General features: G+C 69.0%; 17 protein-coding genes. 7 read left to right on the top strand and 10 right to left on the bottom strand.

What is annotated here, in order from left to right:
- Nucleotides 1-37 precede the first annotated feature (37 nt).
- From RJ05_RS20970 to RJ05_RS20960, 3 genes are all read right to left on the bottom strand, one after another.
- Nucleotides 38-637, bottom strand: a complete 600-nt coding sequence (locus RJ05_RS20970; protein WP_036539782.1) for a DUF3558 domain-containing protein — start codon at nt 635-637, stop codon at nt 38-40.
- A 148-nt stretch (nt 638-785) separates the two neighbouring features.
- Nucleotides 786-1,328, bottom strand: a complete 543-nt coding sequence (locus RJ05_RS20965; RefSeq protein ID WP_036539693.1) for a DUF4254 domain-containing protein — start codon at nt 1,326-1,328, stop codon at nt 786-788.
- 212 nt (nt 1,329-1,540) lie between these two features.
- Nucleotides 1,541-2,716, bottom strand: coding sequence for an acyl-CoA dehydrogenase family protein (locus RJ05_RS20960; RefSeq protein WP_036539691.1), 1,176 nt, complete (start codon nt 2,714-2,716; stop codon nt 1,541-1,543).
- 92 nt (nt 2,717-2,808) lie between these two features.
- On the opposite strand from RJ05_RS20960, the gene RJ05_RS20955 reads away from it, so the two are divergent.
- A complete protein-coding gene (locus RJ05_RS20955; RefSeq protein ID WP_036539689.1) occupies nt 2,809-3,951 on the top strand; it encodes a cystathionine gamma-synthase in 1,143 nt (380 codons plus the stop codon).
- 94 nt (nt 3,952-4,045) lie between these two features.
- Here the strand turns inward: RJ05_RS20955 and greA are convergent, their stop codons facing one another.
- Both greA and RJ05_RS20945 read right to left on the bottom strand, forming a co-directional pair.
- The gene (greA, locus tag RJ05_RS20950; RefSeq protein ID WP_036539687.1) at nt 4,046-4,540 is read right to left on the bottom strand and encodes a transcription elongation factor GreA; all 495 of its coding nucleotides are present in this window, start codon (nt 4,538-4,540) and stop codon (nt 4,046-4,048) included.
- 291 nt (nt 4,541-4,831) lie between these two features.
- Nucleotides 4,832-5,308, bottom strand: coding sequence for a DUF4307 domain-containing protein (locus RJ05_RS20945; protein WP_036539685.1), 477 nt, complete (start codon nt 5,306-5,308; stop codon nt 4,832-4,834).
- Nucleotides 5,309-5,534: 226 nt separating this feature from the next.
- On the opposite strand from RJ05_RS20945, the gene mca reads away from it, so the two are divergent.
- Together mca and RJ05_RS20935 are read left to right on the top strand one after the other, a co-directional pair.
- Nucleotides 5,535-6,419 (top strand): mycothiol conjugate amidase Mca, encoded by an 885-nt coding sequence (gene mca / locus RJ05_RS20940; RefSeq protein ID WP_232052199.1) that lies wholly within the window; start codon nt 5,535-5,537, stop codon nt 6,417-6,419.
- A complete protein-coding gene (locus RJ05_RS20935; protein WP_051016778.1) occupies nt 6,419-6,724 on the top strand; it encodes a hypothetical protein in 306 nt (101 codons plus the stop codon). Before mca ends, RJ05_RS20935 begins: the two co-directional genes overlap by 1 nt.
- A 682-nt stretch (nt 6,725-7,406) precedes the next feature.
- Here the strand turns inward: RJ05_RS20935 and RJ05_RS20930 are convergent.
- Together RJ05_RS20930 and RJ05_RS20925 are read right to left on the bottom strand one after the other, a co-directional pair.
- Nucleotides 7,407-7,805 carry an NUDIX hydrolase gene (locus tag RJ05_RS20930; RefSeq protein ID WP_194987865.1) on the bottom strand — a complete coding sequence of 133 codons (399 nt, stop codon included), beginning with the start codon at nt 7,803-7,805 and terminating at the stop codon, nt 7,407-7,409.
- Between the two features lie 22 nt (nt 7,806-7,827).
- On the bottom strand, nt 7,828-10,626 hold the full coding sequence (locus RJ05_RS20925) for an ATP-binding protein (RefSeq protein WP_036539780.1): 2,799 nt from the start codon (nt 10,624-10,626) through the stop codon (nt 7,828-7,830).
- A 216-nt stretch (nt 10,627-10,842) separates the two neighbouring features.
- On the opposite strand from RJ05_RS20925, the gene RJ05_RS20920 reads away from it, so the two are divergent.
- From RJ05_RS20920 to RJ05_RS20910, 3 genes are all read left to right on the top strand, one after another.
- Nucleotides 10,843-11,481: a VOC family protein gene (locus tag RJ05_RS20920; RefSeq protein ID WP_036539779.1), complete on the top strand. Its 639-nt coding sequence runs from the start codon at nt 10,843-10,845 to the stop codon at nt 11,479-11,481.
- 30 nt (nt 11,482-11,511) lie between these two features.
- Nucleotides 11,512-11,862, top strand: coding sequence for a VOC family protein (locus RJ05_RS20915; protein WP_036539677.1), 351 nt, complete (start codon nt 11,512-11,514; stop codon nt 11,860-11,862).
- Between the two features lie 154 nt (nt 11,863-12,016).
- Nucleotides 12,017-12,373: a DoxX family protein gene (locus RJ05_RS20910; protein ID WP_036539777.1), complete on the top strand. Its 357-nt coding sequence runs from the start codon at nt 12,017-12,019 to the stop codon at nt 12,371-12,373.
- A gap of 28 nt (nt 12,374-12,401) precedes the next feature.
- On the opposite strand, the gene RJ05_RS20905 is transcribed toward RJ05_RS20910, so the two are convergent.
- The 3 genes from RJ05_RS20905 to RJ05_RS20880 all read right to left on the bottom strand — a co-directional run bounded on the left by RJ05_RS20905 (nt 12,402) and on the right by RJ05_RS20880 (nt 15,239).
- Nucleotides 12,402-12,953, bottom strand: a complete 552-nt coding sequence (locus RJ05_RS20905) for a hypothetical protein (protein WP_051016777.1) — start codon at nt 12,951-12,953, stop codon at nt 12,402-12,404.
- Between the two features lie 1,594 nt (nt 12,954-14,547).
- Nucleotides 14,548-14,940 (bottom strand): type II toxin-antitoxin system VapC family toxin, encoded by a 393-nt coding sequence (locus RJ05_RS20885; protein WP_036539667.1) that lies wholly within the window; start codon nt 14,938-14,940, stop codon nt 14,548-14,550.
- Nucleotides 14,940-15,239, bottom strand: coding sequence for a type II toxin-antitoxin system Phd/YefM family antitoxin (locus tag RJ05_RS20880; RefSeq protein WP_036539664.1), 300 nt, complete (start codon nt 15,237-15,239; stop codon nt 14,940-14,942). The genes RJ05_RS20885 and RJ05_RS20880 overlap by 1 nt, the downstream gene beginning before the upstream one ends.
- Before the next feature lie 104 nt (nt 15,240-15,343).
- Between RJ05_RS20880 and RJ05_RS20875 the strand changes: the two genes are divergently transcribed.
- Nucleotides 15,344-17,377, top strand: coding sequence for a thioredoxin domain-containing protein (locus RJ05_RS20875; RefSeq protein WP_081597453.1), 2,034 nt, complete (start codon nt 15,344-15,346; stop codon nt 17,375-17,377).
- The last annotated feature ends 130 nt before the right edge of the window (nt 17,378-17,507 follow it).

Below are 17,507 nucleotides of genomic sequence, written 5' to 3'. Positions count from 1 at the left end.
CCCCCGTTGTAGGTCGATCGCGGAAAGCAGTGTCGTGCTATGCGCCGGGCGGGATCAGCGGTACAACTTTTTCGGCAAGAGTTCGCGCGAGCTGGCAGGTGTCGAGGTGGCCGGTCTTCTTGCGAGACGACGGGTTGTCCAAGAGGAACTCGAGGCTGCCATCGTTCATGGCGACATGGAGGGTGCACACAGAGCGCGGGTCCTTTTCATCGTCAGGATTCGACGCGATCGCGTCGCGGCCGTCGATGGTGTACTCGTCACGGATTACGCGCCCGCTGTTGTCACGAACCATGTCGACAGTGATATTCGTGACTCGGATCGACGGCGCGTAACCGTCGGTCTGGACCCAACCGCACCCCTGCCACTTGGTGCCGTTCGGGCCAATCGCATCCGAATTCGACTCGTTGCGCAGGCCTTCCGAGTCCAGCACCTCCTGCGGGATATCCGCACACGGATCGAACCCGCTCGGCACGTTCTCCGGAATCGACCCCTCAGTCGTACTCGTGCTCCCCGCCCCATTCGTACTTCCCGTCGACCCCACCGGCTGCGCGTCCCCCTCCGTCGACCCCCCACACCCCGCCGCAACCAACACCACAGCCCCGATAGCGAGCAGGTACCGCCCCTTCACCAGCTTCATCACCGGCTCCTCCCGACCCTGGTCACGTGAATACGGGACCGGATTCGGATTTCCGCCCCCTCGGCTGGCTGTGACCTTATCGAAACCCGATTTGCCCGGGCAAGGGTCGCGGCGGCGGTGCCGGGAAACACGCGTGACGACTCGCCGTCTACGGCGTCGCGCCGGTCTCGTATCGCCGCTTCGTTCGTCCTTGTTCGGGCGCGCTGGTGATCAGGTCGGTCCAGGTGTCGGCCAGCAGGGCCAGCCGGTACCACGCGGCATGCACGCGGTCGTCGGAGACGCGTTCGGCGGTGTGCAGCAGGTGGCTGGCGTGGACGTGGGCGGCGGCCATGCGGTCGACGGTGGCGCCGAGGGAGGCGGCGCGTAGTTGCCGGGTGGCGTAGCGGCCGGGGATGCGGGTGCGCACCCAGTTGTCGATGCGGGCGACGAGTTCGTGGCGCCGGCAATCGATTCCGGCTGTGGCGAGCGGGTTGCGTTGCCGGGCGCGGTGCAGATCGGCCAGTTCCTGCGCCCAGTCCAGCAGCGGATGTTCCTCGCGGCGGCCCGCGAAGGCCGCGACCAGGTCGCGCTGATCGGGTAGCGGGCGGGCGTCGACCGGGTCGGCGAGCGTTCCACGTTCACGCGCTCGGTAACTCTGGCGATAGTCGGTGACCGTGGCGTGGACGGCGGTCCCGGACGACAGCGAGTTCATTGCGCACCTCCGCATTTCGGTGTCAGCGCACCCGCCGATTCCCCTGCGTCGAACCCGTCTTCGGGTGCGGTTATAGCGTGCGCGATCGCCTGGGCCGATGGGTGACATCCAGATGGCCCTCGAATGACGAGCGGTAACAATGTTCTCCGCGCGCGCTCCGGCGCCGAGTGAGGTGCGGCGCCGGACGCGCCGGCGCCGCCGCGAATTACCGCCTACCGGAACGCTTTGGCTCCGGTGAGCGCATTTCCGAGCACCAGCTGATGAACCTCGGCGGTGCCCTCGTAGGTGAGCACCGATTCGAGATTGTTGGCGTGGCGCAGCACTGGGTAGTCCAGCGTGATTCCGTTGGCGCCCAGAATCGTCCGGCATTCGCGCGCGATCGCGATGGCCTCGCGGGTGCTGTTGAGCTTGCCGGCGCTGATCTGTTCCGGCGCGATCTCGCCGCGATCCTTCAACCGGCCCAGATGCAGTGCCAGCAGCTGTCCTTTACCGAACTCCAGCGCCATATCGGCGATCTTGGCCTGGGTGAGCTGATAGGCGGCCAGCGGTTTGTCGAAAACCTCGCGGGTGCGGGCGTATTCGATGGTGGCGGTGAGGCAGTCGCGGGCCGCGCCGAGCGCGCCGAAGATGATGCCGAACCGGGCCTCGCTCAGGCAGGCCAGCGGCGCGGACAGTCCACGCGCCTCGGGCAGCTGCGCGTCCGCGGGCAGCCGCACCTCGTCGAAATCGAGTTCGGCGGTCACCGAGGCGCGCAGCGAGAGCTTGCGATGCATTTCCCGCGCGGTGAAACCGGGGGTGCCCGCGGGCACCAGGAAGCCGTGCACGACCTGTTTACCGTCGACGTCGACCTGCGCCCACACCACCGCGACATCGGCCACCGAGCCGTTGGTGATCCACATCTTCGAGCCGTTGAGCACCCAGTCGTCGCCGTCGCGACGCGCCCGGGTGCGCATACCGCCGGGGTTGGAGCCGAAGTCGGGTTCGGTCAGCCCGAAACAGCCGAGCGCACGGCCGGCCGCCATCTCCGGCAGCCACTGCTGCTTCTGCTCCTCGGAACCGAACTTGTGGATCGCGGTCATCGCCAGCGAACCCTGCACCGACACCATCGAGCGCACACCGGAGTCGACGGCCTCCAACTCCTGACAGGCCAGTCCGTAGGTGGTGGCCGACATGCCAGCGCAGCCGTAACCCTCCAGGTGCATGCCGAGCAGACCCAGTTTGCCCAGTTCGGGGGCTATATCGCGGGCCGGGAAGGTGCCCGCCTCGAACCAATCGGCGATATGCGGGCGCAGCCGTTCGGCCGCGAACGCCGCGACGGTGTCGCGGATCTCGCGTTCGGTGTCGGTCAGCAGCGCATCGATCGCGAACAGTTCTTCGACGGTCACCATGGGGACAGCGTAAACGGGCGTCGCGGGAGCCGACACGCCCAACGGGAGAACCGGCCGTCGGCGCGGAAAACGCTGCCTTTAGGCTGAGGCACATGAGTGAGCTGGGATTCTCCACCAGGGCCGTGCACGCCGGTTTCGATCCCGATCCCCAGACCGGCGCGGTGAACGTGCCCATCTACGCGAGCTCCACCTTCGCCCAGGACGGCGTCGGCGGCCTGCGGGACGGCTACGAATACGCCCGCACCGGCAACCCCACCCGCACCGCCCTGGAAGCCAACCTCGCCGCGCTGGAAGACGGCCGCTACGGCCGCGCCTTCGCCTCGGGCATGGCCGCCACCGACTGCGCCCTGCGCGCCACCCTGCGTCCCGGTGACCACATCGTCATCCCCGACGACGCCTACGGCGGCACCTTCCGGCTCATCGACAAGGTGTTCAGCCAGTGGGGCATCGAGCATTCGCCCGCGCACGTGTTCAACGTCGACGAGATGCGCGCCGCGATCCGTCCCAACACCAAGCTGGTGTGGATCGAGACCCCCACCAACCCGCTGCTCAGCATCGGTGACATCCCCGCCCTCGCCGACGTCGCGCACGCGGCCGGCGCCAAGCTGGTGGTCGACAACACCTTCGCCACCCCGTACCTGCAGCAGCCGCTGCTGCTGGGCGCCGACATCGTGGTGCACTCGACCACCAAGTACCTGGGCGGTCACTCCGACGTCATCGGTGGCGCGCTGATCACCAACGATGCCGAGCTCGACGCCGCGTTCGCGTTCTTGCAGAACGGCGCGGGCGCTGTCCCCGGCCCGTTCGATGCCTTCCTCACCATGCGCGGCACCAAGACCCTGGCCCTGCGGATGGACCGGCACTGCGACAACGCCGAGACCCTCGCCGAGTTCCTGACCCGGCACCCGAAGATCTCCCACGTCATCTACCCCGGCCTGAACGAGCACCCGGGCCATGCGGTGGCCGACAAGCAGATGCGCCGCTTCGGCGGCATGATCTCGGTGCGGCTGCACGACGGCCCCGACGCGGCCCGCGATTTCTGCTCTCGGACCAAGATCTTCACCCTGGCCGAATCGCTGGGTGGGGTGGAATCGCTGATCGAACATCCGTCGGCCATGACCCACGCCTCCACCGCGGGCTCGATGCTCGAGGTGCCCGCGGATCTGGTGCGGCTGTCGGTGGGTATCGAAGACGTCAGCGACCTGCTCGCCGACCTCGAGCAGGCGCTGAGCTGAGAGCGAGCAGATGACGAAACGGCCGCATCCGGAGAACCGGATGCGGCCGTTCGCGTCTGTGGGCCCGGCCGGGCGACGCCGGCCGCGGGCCGGATCAGCTGTGGTAGGGCTCCGCGCTGATCAACGTCACCTTCATGGTGTTGCCGTTGGGCAGGGTGTATTCGCGGGTCTCGCCGACCTTCGCGTCGATGAGCGCACCGCCCAGCGGCGAATTGGGGGAGTAGGTCTCCAGTTTGGAGTCGCTGAGGCCCTCTTCGCGGGTCGCGATGAGGAAGGTCTCGGTGTCGGATTCGTCGCCGTCGTAGTAGACCTTGACCACAGAACCCGGCAGCGCGACGCCGGACTTGGTGGGCGCGACGCCCACCTTGGCGTTGTTCAGCAGCTCCTGCAGCTGGCGGATGCGAGCTTCCTGCTGACCCTGCTCCTCGCGCGCGGCGTGGTATCCGCCGTTCTCCTTGAGGTCGCCCTCTTCACGGCGTTCGTTGATCTCGGCGGCGATGACCGGACGGTTGGCGATGAGCGCGTCGAGTTCGCTCTTGAGCCTGTCGTGCGACTCCGGGGTCAGCCAGGTCACTTGCGTCTCAGTCATCTCGATCACTCCCTAGTAGTTGTTCCCGGCGAGCCAGGATTCCCTGATACTGCGTGTACCCACCCGCACGCGGGCATGCACAAGCAGACGGCTGGAGCGTTCCTGGGAAGTTCTTCGAACCTTCACAGACCTGATCCCGGATAATCTCGCCGATCCGGAACCGCGCCGGCCGCCAATGCAGCAAACACGGCTCCGTGCCCCGGAACCGTGCGTGAAGCCATTTTAGCATGGTTCATAAATGCGCAGGTCGGAGTTTATTTTCTGAACAGTTCGCGCCGTAACGGCGTTATTTCAGCCCGCGCGCAGGTACTGCGGCACCTTGTCGGTGCATCCGTAGACACTGGCCGAGGACGGCCGCTCGGAGGACCGGACATGGGTGGTGAGTTCGATGGTGCCGTAGTCCTCGGTGGCGTTCGGGTCGGCCCCGACGATCAGCACCTCACGGCGGCCGACCTCGGCGTTGTCCCTCGACATCGCCCGCACGAAGCAGACCACGGGCTCGGTGGGATCGTCGCGGGTGACCTTGATCCGCACCTCGATGGTCGAGTCGTCGATGACGGTGTAGCCGAGCTGTTCGGCCTGGATGTCGTCCGGGCCGTACTTCGACCAGCCGAGATAGGCCACCACGACCCCGGCCACCAGCACCACCAGGCCGAGGCCGAGCGCGATCAGCTTGCGCCTGGTCCGCTGGCCGGACGGGCGGGCGCCGTAGCGGTCGGCATTGCGGGCCGCGACGTCGGCGGCGCGGCTTGGGTCCGGCTCGGTCATGCGGTGCCACCTTTCGCATGCCCGCGAGCCCCTGCGTGGTTACGCAAGCATGCGGTTGCGAGCATCGAGGCGGTCATGCGCGTCCTTCGGGCCCCGCTGCGGGCGTGTGACGGCGCTCGCGGGGGGTAGGTCGGAACAGAATCGGTCGGAATGGAACTATAGAGAACGAAGACCTGACGGGAATCTCCCGACCCACCCGCGATGCGAGAGCGACGGTGAACGTGAAGTGAGTGGCCTTCGCCTCATGGCGGTGCACGCCCACCCCGACGACGAATCGAGCAAGGGCGCCGCGACCACCGCAAGGTATGCCGATGAAGGCAACGATGTCCTCGTCGTCACGCTGACCGGCGGCGAACGCGGCAGCATCCTGAACCCGGCGATGGATACCCCCGGTGTGCTGGACCGGATCGACGAGATCCGCCGCGAGGAGATGGCGGCGGCGGCCGCCGCGCTCGGCGTCAAGCAGACCTGGCTGGGATTCGTCGACTCCGGCCTTCCCGAGGGCGACCCGCTGCCACCGCTGCCCGAGGGCTGTTTCGCGCTGGTCCCGCTGGAAGAGGCCACCGAGGCGCTGGTGCGGGTGGTGCGCGAGTTCAAACCGCACGTCATGACCACCTACGACGAGACCGGCGGCTACCCGCATCCGGACCACATCCGCTGCCACGAGGTGTCGGTGGCCGCGTTCGAGGCGGCGGGCGATCCGGAGAAGTTCCCGGACGCGGGCGAGCCGTGGACACCGCTCAAGCTGTACTACGACCACGGGTTCAGCATCCGCCGGCTGGAGGTGTTCGCCGAGGAGTACGAGCGTATGGGCGAGCCGTTCCCGATGCGGGAGTGGCTGGACCGGATGCGCAAGTACGCCGTCGAGCGCGGCGATGTGATGACCAGGGTCACCACCCAGGTCGAGTGCGCCAAGTACTTCCCGCAGCGTGACGACGCCCTGCGCGCGCATGCCACCCAGATCGACCCCAACGGCGCGTTCTTCGCGGTCCCGCTGGAGATCCAGCAGCGGCTGTGGCCGACCGAGGAGTTCGAACTGGCCCGCACCCGCGTGCGCACCGCCCTGCCCGAGAACGACCTGTTCGCCGGTATCGAGGACGAGCACCGGTGATGCTCGCTCTACTCGCCCAAACCCCGGGCACACCCACCGGCCCCGAATTCGGCAAGGCCTCGCCGTTCGGTCTGATCATCGTGCTGATCCTGTTGGTCGGCACGTTCCTGCTGGTGCGCTCGATGAACAAGCATCTGAAGAATCTGCCCGAGCAGTTCGAGCCCGAGCATCCGGAGCCGGACCAGGCAGCCGATGAGGGGACCGAGCCGGGGATCGCATTGCGCGCGGACGCGGAGGAGGACGCCGGGAAGCGTGCCGATTCCGATGGACGCGCCGACGCCGGCGGACGTGCTGAAACCGGCTGAGTGTTGAAGTTCGCATCGGGCCCGAGACCACACCACGGTCTCGGGCCCGATGTCGTTGAGGGCATCGGATCGCCGCCGTGCCGTATGCGGCGCGACACTCCGGCCCGTGCCGCCGTGCCGCCGTGCCGCCGTGCCGCCGTGCCGCCGTGCCGCCGTGTCGCCGTGTCGCCGAGTCGGATGCGACACTGCTCGACGCGCTTGCACGCTGGGGTGACGACAGAGTGAGACGGGGTCGAGCCTGTCGGCTGGCGAGGCGTGTAGGGCCCGCACGTTGTGCGGCGGCGGTCGTCGCGTCTTGATCGGCAGGTTTCGTACGTAGGTGCGCGAGGTCGGTGCGAGGCACACTCGCTCGTATGGTTTGCCGTAGACCGTGTTTCGCGGCGGGAAGTTTGGACGCCCGGGATGAGTTCGGTGATGGCGCATCGCTTCACCCTGATGAGCCGAGGTGGCTCGGGTGGGGGCGCCGCTGCGCTCGTTCCGGGCGCACTGTGCAGTCTACCGGGCGAGTTTTCCCACCGCACTGGGTTTTTCGGTTGCTACGGGTTTGTTGTGCGGCCGAGATCGAACGGCGATCATGGTTGCGCGGCGGATGAGGTGCCGGGAAACGAAGTGGTAGTGGGCTTTACGCGAAGGCCGGGTGTGTAGGCGTCGGGTGCTGAAAGCTGACGTTCAGCACCCGCTTTCACCAGTCGATGAGACCGAGCTCGTGCAGGTGCCGGAACACCATCATCGAACCGGGCGCCACGTGATCCATGGCCGCGTATTCGCTGACGGTGAAGTAGCGCAGTTCGGCGATTTCGCTGGTGGGTGTCGGGACGCCGGTCAGATCGGCGGTGAAGCAGTTCATCTGCAACGGGGTGCCCGGCGCGTGCCCGTAGGCCTCGGCGTGGAAGACACCCAGCTCGCTGACATCCCGGACCCCCACGCCGAGTTCCTCGCGGATCTCACGATGCAGCGCCTCGACCGGGGTCTCACCCGGGTCGATCTTGCCGCCCGCCATGTAGAAGACCTCTTTCCCCACCGAACGCGTCTGGATGAGGCGGCGGTCACGGATGTGGGCGAGGGCGGCGGTACGGATCACGCACTCCACTGTAGGAAGCCGATCAAATGGGTTTTTGTGGACCCGGTGCCATCGGGGTGAGCCCGAGGTCGCCGATCGCGGCGGCGCCCCGGTCGTCGCCGGCCAGTATTCGGGACCGTGCCGCTTGGTAGCCGCAGCCCGCGGCGTCGAATGTGGCGGCCGTCGCGAGCGTTCGCTGCGGGTCCCCGGCGAACAAGGCTTCGGCACGCTCCACGAGCGCTTCGGCAATAGGGTTGCCCGCCACGATGTTTCGGGCCTCGGCGATGCGGTCGCTCGCCTCGGGGCTCCCGGCGAGGACCGCGGCCTCGGCGCGCAGCGCGACGTACCAGTGCAGCCAGATCCAGGTGACCCAGCGCCACACCTCGTCGGGGGCGGCGGCCATGCGTTGCGATGCCTGGGCCGGCTGTCCGTGGTGGAGCATGGCGAGTGCGTCGAAGACGGCGCCGTAGCCGTGGGTTCGCACGGGCGTGGCGTCTGCTCGGCGGGCGTACTCGGCCCATTCGGCGTGTGCGTCCTGGTCGTCGCGCAGGTCGTGGATCATCGCCACACCGGCCATCGCCGGACCGAGTAGCGAACGGGCGGGGCTGCCCGCGCGCTGCCAGGAGTCGAGGAAGCGGACGCTGTGGATGCGGACCTGCTCGACGTCACCCGCCAGCGCGTCGGTCACCAGCAGCCAGCTCGTGGCGCGGTGCCCGACCTCGGCCAGCAACGGATGATCGGCCAGTTGGCGTGCCCAGCGGCGGGCACCGGGCAGGTCACCCGCGCCGAGGCTCGCCTCGGTGGCCTCGCCGAGTGCCTCGATCAGCTCATGAGTGGCGGCCGGGGTTCGCGGAGCGGTGTCCAGGACCGCCATCCGACGCAGGGTGGTGGCGGCGGCACCGAAGGTGTCACCGGCCCAGCTCTGCACGCCGGCCAGCGTGTCGAGTGCTGCCGAGAAGGCGAGCGGATCGCCGGTGCGCTGGGCGAGGTCGACGGCGTGTTCGGCACGGGCGAGGATTTCCGGCACCACCTCGCCGTGCGGGTGCTGCCCGGTGAGATTCTCGGTGAGCATGCGCCCGGCCTCGGCCAAGGCGATGGCCGCCTGCGCCCGCGGGTCGTCGCCGGCGAGTTCCCGGGCCTCGGCGATGAGGGTCAGCGATTCCGCAGGCGGGAGCACGCGGACGAATTTGCCCGCGAACCGGTAGGAGTCGGCGGCCGCGGTCGCGAGATCGCAGGCCGCGCCCGCGGAGTCGCCGCAACGGCGGGCGGCCTCGGCGGCTTCGCGGTGCAGACGGTCCATGTCCTCGCCGCGCAGCTGGCAACCGGCCGCGCCCGCCGCCTGCCGCAGCATCGACGCGGCCACAGCCGCGTCGTCGGCGAGTGCGGCGGCCTGCTCGTAGCGCATCTGGGATTCGCCGATCAGGTTGCGAGTGAAGCACAGTCGCGCCATCCGCTCGGCGAGTTCGCGGGTATCGGTGCGTTGCTCCGGCCGATCGGCGGCCCAGGCCATGGCGGCCCGGAAATCGTCGGCCACCCGGTCGAATCGGGAGCGCCAATCGGGGCCGATCACGTCGAGTGCCTCGGCTTCGGCCAGGCACCAGCGCAGATGGCGGGACCGCGTGTCGATGAGTTCGCCTGCCTGGGTGAGGCGTTCCATGCCGTACTGCCGAATGGTTTCCAGCGCACGGTATTCGGTCCCGTTCGCGGTGGCCGCCACCACCAGCAGGCTCTGCTCGGCCAGCCGGGCCAACCCGTCGGCGGCGACACCCAGATCCAGCCCACCGACCCGCGCCGCCGCCTGCACGGTGAACGACTTCATGAACACCGAGATCCGCCGCAGCAGCAACCGGTCGTCGGGATCGAGCAGGTCGTGGCTCCAGTCCAGGGCGGCGCGCACCGAGCGGTGCCGGTCTTCGGCGCGGGAGCCGCCCGAGAGCATGCGCAGCTGATCGGAGAGCCCGGCCTCGAGACCGTCCAGGCCGAGGGTGGTCCAGCGGGCGGCGGCCAGTTCGATGGCCAATGCCACACCGTCCAGCCGTTCGCAGAATGCGCACACCTGGTCGCGCAGTGCGTTGTTCGGCGGCCAGCCGCTGGCGGCGGCGCGATCCATGAACAGTTCGACCGCATCCGAAGTACCGGCGCCGGCCAGCGACATCGGCGCCACCGGATATACGCGCTCGAACGGCACCATCAGCCGGGCGCGGCTGGTGGCCAGCACCGTCATCCGGGGACAGGCGGCGAGCAGGCGTTCGATGAACGGCGCCACCCCGTCGAGCACGTGCTCGCAATTGTCGAGGATCAGCAGCGCCTGCCGATCGGCGAGTGCGGCGAGCACCGACTCGTCCATGCCACGGCCGGGCTGCTCGCCCAGACCGAGCGCGAACGCGACCGTCCCGGCGACCACACAGATATCGGGGCTGGTGATCGGCACCAGATCGACGAACCACACACCGTCGGGGAAAGCAGCGGCCGCGTCGGCGGCGACGGCCAGCGCGAGCCGGGTCTTTCCCACGCCGCCGGGGCCGACCGCGCTCACCTGGCGCTGCTCGGTGATCAGCCGGCTCAACTCGGCACGTTCGCGGGCCCGGCCGATGAACGAGGTCAGCGGCTTGGGCAGAGCCGGGGCGGGCTGCGGGTGCGCATCGGCCTGCGGCTGGGCGGCGCGCTGGGCCAGCGCCCGGCGATCCGGCACCTCCAGCTTGCGCAGCAGCGAGGACACATGGCTTTCCACCGTGCGCACCGAGATGAACAAGCGCGCACCGATCTCGGCGTTGCTCAGATGCTGCCCCACCAGCGAGAGCACCTCGGCTTCGCGCGCCGAGATCTCCACCGTCGCCGCCATGACTCCCATCCTGCTCGTGGTCGCGTGATCATACTTCGCGGTCGGATACGGATCGGTACGCAGACGTCCGGTGCCGGCACGGACGCACTGCGTGCGTGTGATCCGTGGTCGATTCCGTGGTCGCCACGGATGTGGCGGGTGGCCCTCCGGCGCGAAGCTGTGAACACAGCCGGATCAGCGCGACAGGCACACCGGCCCCCGACATCAGGAGTGATCATGACCAGCACCGCTTCCATCCAGTCCGTCATCCTCGAGGCCACCGACCCCGCCGCTACCGAAGCCTTCTACGACGCCGCGTTCGGTCTCGGCGAGAAGCTGCGTGTGCGCGGCTCGCAGGCCCCGACCAGCGGGTTCCGTGGCTACGTGTTGTCGCTGGTGGTCTCGCAGCCGAACACGGTGGACAGCCTTATCGGCTCGGCCGTCGACGCCGGCGCGACCATCGTCAAGGCGGCCAAGAAGAGCTTCTGGGGTTACGGCGGCGTCATCGCGGCGCCGGACGGCTCGATCTGGAAGATCGCGACCTCGGCGAAGAAGAACACCGGACCGGTCACCAGGGAGATCGACGAATTCGTTGTCCTGCTCGGCGTGGACAACGTCAAGGCGACCAAACAGTTCTACGTCGAGCACGGGCTGACCGTCGGCAAGAGCTTCGGCAGCAAGTACGTCGAGTTCGAGGCGCCGGCGTCGTCGGTGAAGCTCGCCCTCTACGGCCGCAAGGCCGCCGCCAAGGACGCGGGTGTGCCTGCCGAGGGCAGCGGTTCGCACCGGATCGCGTTCGCCGCCGATATCGCACCGTGCACCGACCCGGACGGGTTCGTCTGGGAGGCGGCCGCCAGCCTCAGCCCCTCCGCCTGACCCGACCAGCGCTTTTCTCGAGGAGAGATCATGACGACCACCCAGGGAATCAAGACCGTCCTGCACCCGGTGACGGACCTGGAAGCCGCCAAGCAGCTGTACACCGCCCTGCTCGGCGTCGCGCCGCAGACCGACTCGCCCTACTACGTCGGCTTCGAGGCCGAGGGGCAGCACATCGGGCTGGTGCCCGACGGCGGGCCGCAGCAGATGACCTCACCGGTGGCGTACTGGCATGTGGGCGATATCGAGGCCAAGCTCGCCGAGCTCGTGGCGGCGGGGGCGTCGGTACAGGAACCGGCGCGCGAGGTGGGGGGCGGGCGGGTGGTCGCCACCGTCACCGATGCCGACGGCAATGTGCTCGGGCTCATCCAGGATCGCTGAACCCCGTGCGCACCGCCGGACGACGAGGGGTTCGTCCGGCGGTGCGGACATTTACCGCGGTCGAGGGTGATGAACGCAACGTTCGGAGGCCATCACATTGTGCCGGTGCGCCTCGTCCATCCTGCGACAACAGCCGCACCCCGCGGGAGGAATGATGTTCATCGCAACGGCCACCACCCTGATCGTCACCGCGCTCGCCACCCTCGTGGCGGCCGCCTCCGACCTCGCGAGAAACCGGTGGACGCTCGACAACATGACCAAGTACGGAGTTCCCCACACGTGGATCATTCCGCTGGGCCTGGTGAAACTCGCCGGAGCGCTCGGGTTGCTCGCGGGTGTGGCTGTTCCGGCTCTGGGCGCTGCCGCAGCGGCCGGCCTGGTGCTGTACTTCATCGGCGCGGTAGCCACGCTCGCCCGCGCCCGCGGCTACTCCGATCTGATGTATCCGGGGTTCTATTTGGTGCTTGCCGCCGCGTCGCTGGTGTTGACGATCGCCGCGACCGGCCGATAGCGCCCATGCGTCTGCGGCCACCAGCAGGTCAGGGCGTGACCTCGGAGTTATCCGGTCGCACCATCGTCACCAGCAGGTCGTGCAACGCCTTGGCCTGCCTGCCCGCGCCGCGGTCGTGCAACACGACGTCGGTGAATGCGTCCACCAGGGCCTGAGCCGGGTTCAGCGGGCTGAATGCGAGATCCGGTCCGCCGCGCAGGGATTCGGTGACCAATAGTCGCTGAGCTTGCTGACGGGCACGGAAGTTACCCGCCGCGTCGAGGGCGCAGCCGTAGGCCCGGACCACCGCCGTGTACACCGCGCGATCGGCAATACGACGCCCGCGCAGCCACTTCCGGGAACGTGGGGCCGCCGGCTGCCGGGGCACCAGCGCGGTGCTGTCGAGGATCAACCACAGCGGCGCGGGGTCCGCTCGAGGCAGCGCGGCCGCGCCGAGCGTGCGCGGCGGCGCGGCACCGGCAGGAGAGCGAATCTCGATGCCCTGCAACGTGATCGGATATCTGGTGAGCATGTCGCCGACCGCTTCGGCGAACTCACGTGCGTTGGAAGCATCGAGTGGTGCATCGTCGAAGCCGACCAACGTCAGCCCGTGCCGCTCCGCCAGCTCGGCCAGCAGAGGGTGCCCATCGGAGCGGGGCGACTGATCGAGCTGTGCGGTGGTGAGTCGTTGGCCGGCCGTTCGGCGAGCGGCCGGCCGTTGTGTGGCAGGGGGTTCGGCGGCGAGTGGTTGGTCGGGAGCAGGCGGTTGGCTGGCAGCGGGCTCGGCGGCTGCTGGTTGGGCGAAAGCCGGTCGAGTGGCGGCTGGGTCCGCGGCAGCCGGTTGCGCACTCGGCGGTTGCGTGGGAGCCTGCCGCGCGGCTGACGGTGCAGCACTCGCCGGGTGATATTCGGCCCCGGGCGAGCCCGGTCCCGCTCCTGGTGCCCGGCCGGCCCCACCCTGCGGACGGCCGACCGTTGGCACGCGAAGGGATCGCAGCGCTTCCGGCAAGCCGTCCAGCGCGGACGGGCCGGACGCTGCACTCTCAGTGCCGGGGGACTCGTTCGGGTTGTTCGGTGTCCGAGTGCCGCCGGAATTCTGGCCCGCCGCGGACAGGCCGGGTCCGAGAGGCGATATCGATGGCGGCGGCGCAGGGCGGCGAGCGCGGTCGGGTGCTGTGTCGCCGGAGCCGGTGGCGGGGTCTGTGGTGTCGGGCCTCGGTCGCTCGAGTGCGGTGGCTGGTGGTGAGGCGACAACGTCAGTGGGTTGGGGCCGGGTCGTGCGGGTGCCGGGATGTCGACTCGCGGTGCTTGGTGATGCGGGGTCGGCGGTGGCAGGGCGCGGTGCGACCGGGCGGGGGCGGTCGGGCGTGGAGAGGCCGGGCTCGGCGGCCTTGCGGAGATCGCCGGGCCGGGAGTGGAGCGGCGCTGCGGCGACAGTGGTCTGCGGAGGGGGTGTGGTCGCGCGGTGGCCGCCGGGACGTATGTCCGCGGCACTCGCGGCTGCGGTATCGCGGGTCGCCGGTTGCGGTTTTGCCGCACGGGCGCCGCTGGTCGTCGTGTTGCGCGCACGGGACGCGGCGGTTGCCGGCACGGTCGGATGAGCGGCGTGTCCCGCTGCTGTCGCGGCGGGTCTTCGCTTGGACCAGGGGGTCGGGCGCGGCGGACGATCGGGTGCGGGGGTGGCGGCGTCCACGAGCGGGTTCGCCGCAGGGGCAGCGGTGACGCTCGCCGGTGAGGCTTCGGCGGCGGCGATGGCCGCTTTCAGTTCGGCGACGGTGTCGGTGGCTTCGGCGATCACGCGTTCCAGGCGGGCCACCATGGCGCGCATTTCGGCGAGGTCGAGGGGTGACGGCCGGCTCATCGCGCTGTCCTGCTCGCCATGACCGCCTATCGGGTGAGGCCGGTGTGCTGACCGGTAACCACATCCGATCGCCGCGGGCGCGGCGACGGACTATGACGTATCCAGTTTCCCATTCGGGGCGCGCGATTTCCCGCAGATGGGGAGTGCGCACTTGCGTACGGCGGGGGCGGATCGCTGGGTATGCCGACGCGCCGGCACAGGTAGCGGTGCGGGGTCTCCTGCGCTGGTGCGATGTGATGGTTCGGGGTTGCTGACCTGTTGACGCAGGTGCATTGCCGACCGGCTGCGTTGACGGGCAATGTGGCTGGGCTGGACGTCGATTGCCGCCGCAGTTCTAACGCGGTGCGATCCAGGTCAAGCCGGCGGCTTCGGCGGCCTCGCCCAGGCGCTTGTCATATGCGACCAGGCCGGTGAGGTCTGTGGCCAGTTCGAGAGCTGTGGCGAGATGTATCGCGTCCAGACTGCGCACGTTTGCCGGTGAAATCGCGGCTGCGTTCGCTCGGACGATGCCATCGATTTCCACCATGTCGAGTCGTGCGAGAACGGCGGGGATGTGAATGAGGTCCGCTGGTTCGGCCATCCGCACGGCACGGACCAGTTCGACCTCGACGAGAGCGGACGCCACCCAGGGCAGGTCGGGTCGTTCCTCGAGCCAGCGCAAGAGTGCGTCGGTCTCGGCTTCCGGGTGGACCAGTTTGACCAGTGCGCTGGTGTCCAGGTAGAGCATCAGTACCGCTCGCCGTCGCGCAGTTGCTGCAATGCCGCGCTGACGCCGGTCGGGTCGTCGGCGGCTGCCGGATCGGCTCGGCGGCGAATATCGGCGAGTAGATCTGCGCGGCCCCTGGATGCGGGGCGCATTCGCCCTTCGGCCGTCAGGCGAGCCCGTGCGTCACGCGTCGGATCGACCGGCACAATTCGGCCGATGATCGTTCCGCGCTCGGTGATGTCGACTGTCTCACCCGCCTTGACCAGTGCCAACGTCCGTGCGGTGTGATGCGACAGTTCGCGAATCGGAATGGCGGTCATGCTCTGATTGTGTCACAAAAATGTATCACACACGCTGCAATCCTGCGCTCCGGTGCGGGGAGTGGACCGTGTTTTGCAGGGTCCAGGTGTGGAAGGCTGGCACTGTGAATCGATTGGCCACCGCGACCTCGCCGTATCTGCGTCAGCACGCCGACAATCCGGTGCACTGGCGGGAATGGGATGCCGATGCGCTGGCGGAGGCGGCGGCTCGGGATGTGCCGATCCTGCTGTCCATCGGGTACGCCTCCTGCCACTGGTGCCATGTGATGGCGCACGAGTCGTTCGCCGACCCGGAGACGGCGGCATTGATGAACGACAACTACGTCTGCGTCAAGGTCGATCGCGAGGAGCGGCCCGACCTGGACGCGGTGTACATGAACGCCACGGTCGCGATGACGGGCCAGGGCGGCTGGCCGATGACCTGCTTCCTCACCCCGGCCGGTGAACCGTTCTACTGCGGCACCTACTACCCGAAGGTGCCGCGCGGCGGGATGCCGTCGTTCCAGCAGTTGCTGACCGCGGTCGCCGACACCTGGCGCAACCGCCGCGATGAGGTGAATCTGGCGTCGTCGCAGGTGGTGGAGGCCCTGCGTGGGCAGGCCAGCGGGCTGCCCGACAGCGAACTGACCATTACGTCCGAACTGCTCGATCACGCGGTCGCGGCGGTGCTGCGCGACGTGGACGACGAGCACGGCGGATTCGGCGGCGCACCGAAATTCCCGCCGTCGGCGCTGATGGAAGGGCTGCTGCGCAGCTGGGAGCGCACCGGCGACGACACGATCCTGGACGTGGTCCGGCGCACCGGCGCGGCGATGGCGCACGGCGGCATCTATGACCAGATTCGCGGCGGATTCGCCCGGTACTCGGTCGACGCGGCCTGGGTCGTACCGCATTTCGAGAAGATGCTCTACGACAACGCCCAGCTGCTGCGCGCCTACGCACACCTGGCGCGACGGGTGCCCGACGACGATCTGCCGCGCCGCGTCACCGGTGAGATCGTGGAATTCCTGTGCGACGACCTGGGCACCGAGCACGGCGGTTTCGCCTCCGCCCTCGACGCCGACACCCACATCGAGCCCGGACAGCCGGGTATCGAGGGCGCGACGTATGTCTGGTCGCCGGCTGAGCTGGTCGCCGCGCTCGGTCCCATCGACGGCGCGTGGGCGGCCGAGGTCTTCGGCGTCACCACCGCGGGCAACTTCGAACAGGGCACCTCGGTGCCGACCCGCTACACCGACCCGGACGACACCGCCCGTTTCGAGCGGATCCGTTCGGCGCTGCGGACCGAGCGCGCCCGCAGGCCGCAACCGGACCGCGACGACAAGGTGGTCACCGCCTGGAACGGCATGGCGATCACGGCACTGGTGGAAGCGGCCACCACACAGCACCGCGACGATTGGCTGCAAGCGGCGGTGCGCTGCGCGAGGTTCCTGCTGGCCGAACACGTTGTCGGCGATCGGGTGCTGCGTGCCTCGCTCGGCGGCAAGGCCGGAACCGCCCCCGGAGTGCTCGAGGACTACGCCTGGCTGGCGACCGGCCTGCTCGCCCTTCACCAGGCCACCGGCGAACTCGAATGGCTGGAGCACGCGCAGCGATTGCTCGACGCCGCCATCGAGCATTTCGCCGATCCCGAAGCGCCCGGCAGCTGGTTCGACACCGCCGACGACGCCGAAACGCTCGTCGCCCGTCCCCGTGACCCGATCGACGGCGCGACCCCAGCAGGCGCATCCTCGCTCGCGGAAGCACTGCTGACCGCCTCGGCCTGTACCACCACCGACCGGGCCGTCCGCTACCGCGAACTAGCCGACCGCACCCTCGAACGCGGGACCGTGGTCCTGGCCAAGGCCCCACGCTCGGCCGGGCAGTGGCTGACCGTCGCCGAGGCGGCGCTGCACGGCCCCCTCGCGATCGCCATCGCGACCGACGACCGAGCATCCGCCGCCGGCCTCCTGACCGAAGCCCGGGCGGAAGCACCGGGCGGCGCGATCATCGTTGCCGCCGAACCGGATTCGATTCCACTGCTCGCCGACCGCCCTCCCGTCGACGACGCGGCCGCGGCCTACGTCTGCCGGGGATCGATCTGCGACCTGCCGGTCACTACGGCCGACGCGCTTCGGGAGTCGTTGCGCCGCCGATGATCCGGCTGCCCATCGACATTGCTTTCGGCGCGCCGGCGCGGCTGCGGAACGGCTGCGTGCCGTTCGCTCCCGGAGCCGAGGCACCGGTCAGTGGACCGCCCTCCGCGGCGGATGCGCACACGCGATGATC

It is taken from the genome of Nocardia cyriacigeorgica NBRC 100375, assembly GCF_000308555.1.
Taxonomy (GTDB): Bacteria; Actinomycetota; Actinomycetes; order Mycobacteriales; family Mycobacteriaceae; genus Nocardia; species Nocardia cyriacigeorgica.
Note: the sequence above shows the minus strand (reverse complement) of the source record. Positions and strands in the feature narration are given on the sequence as shown.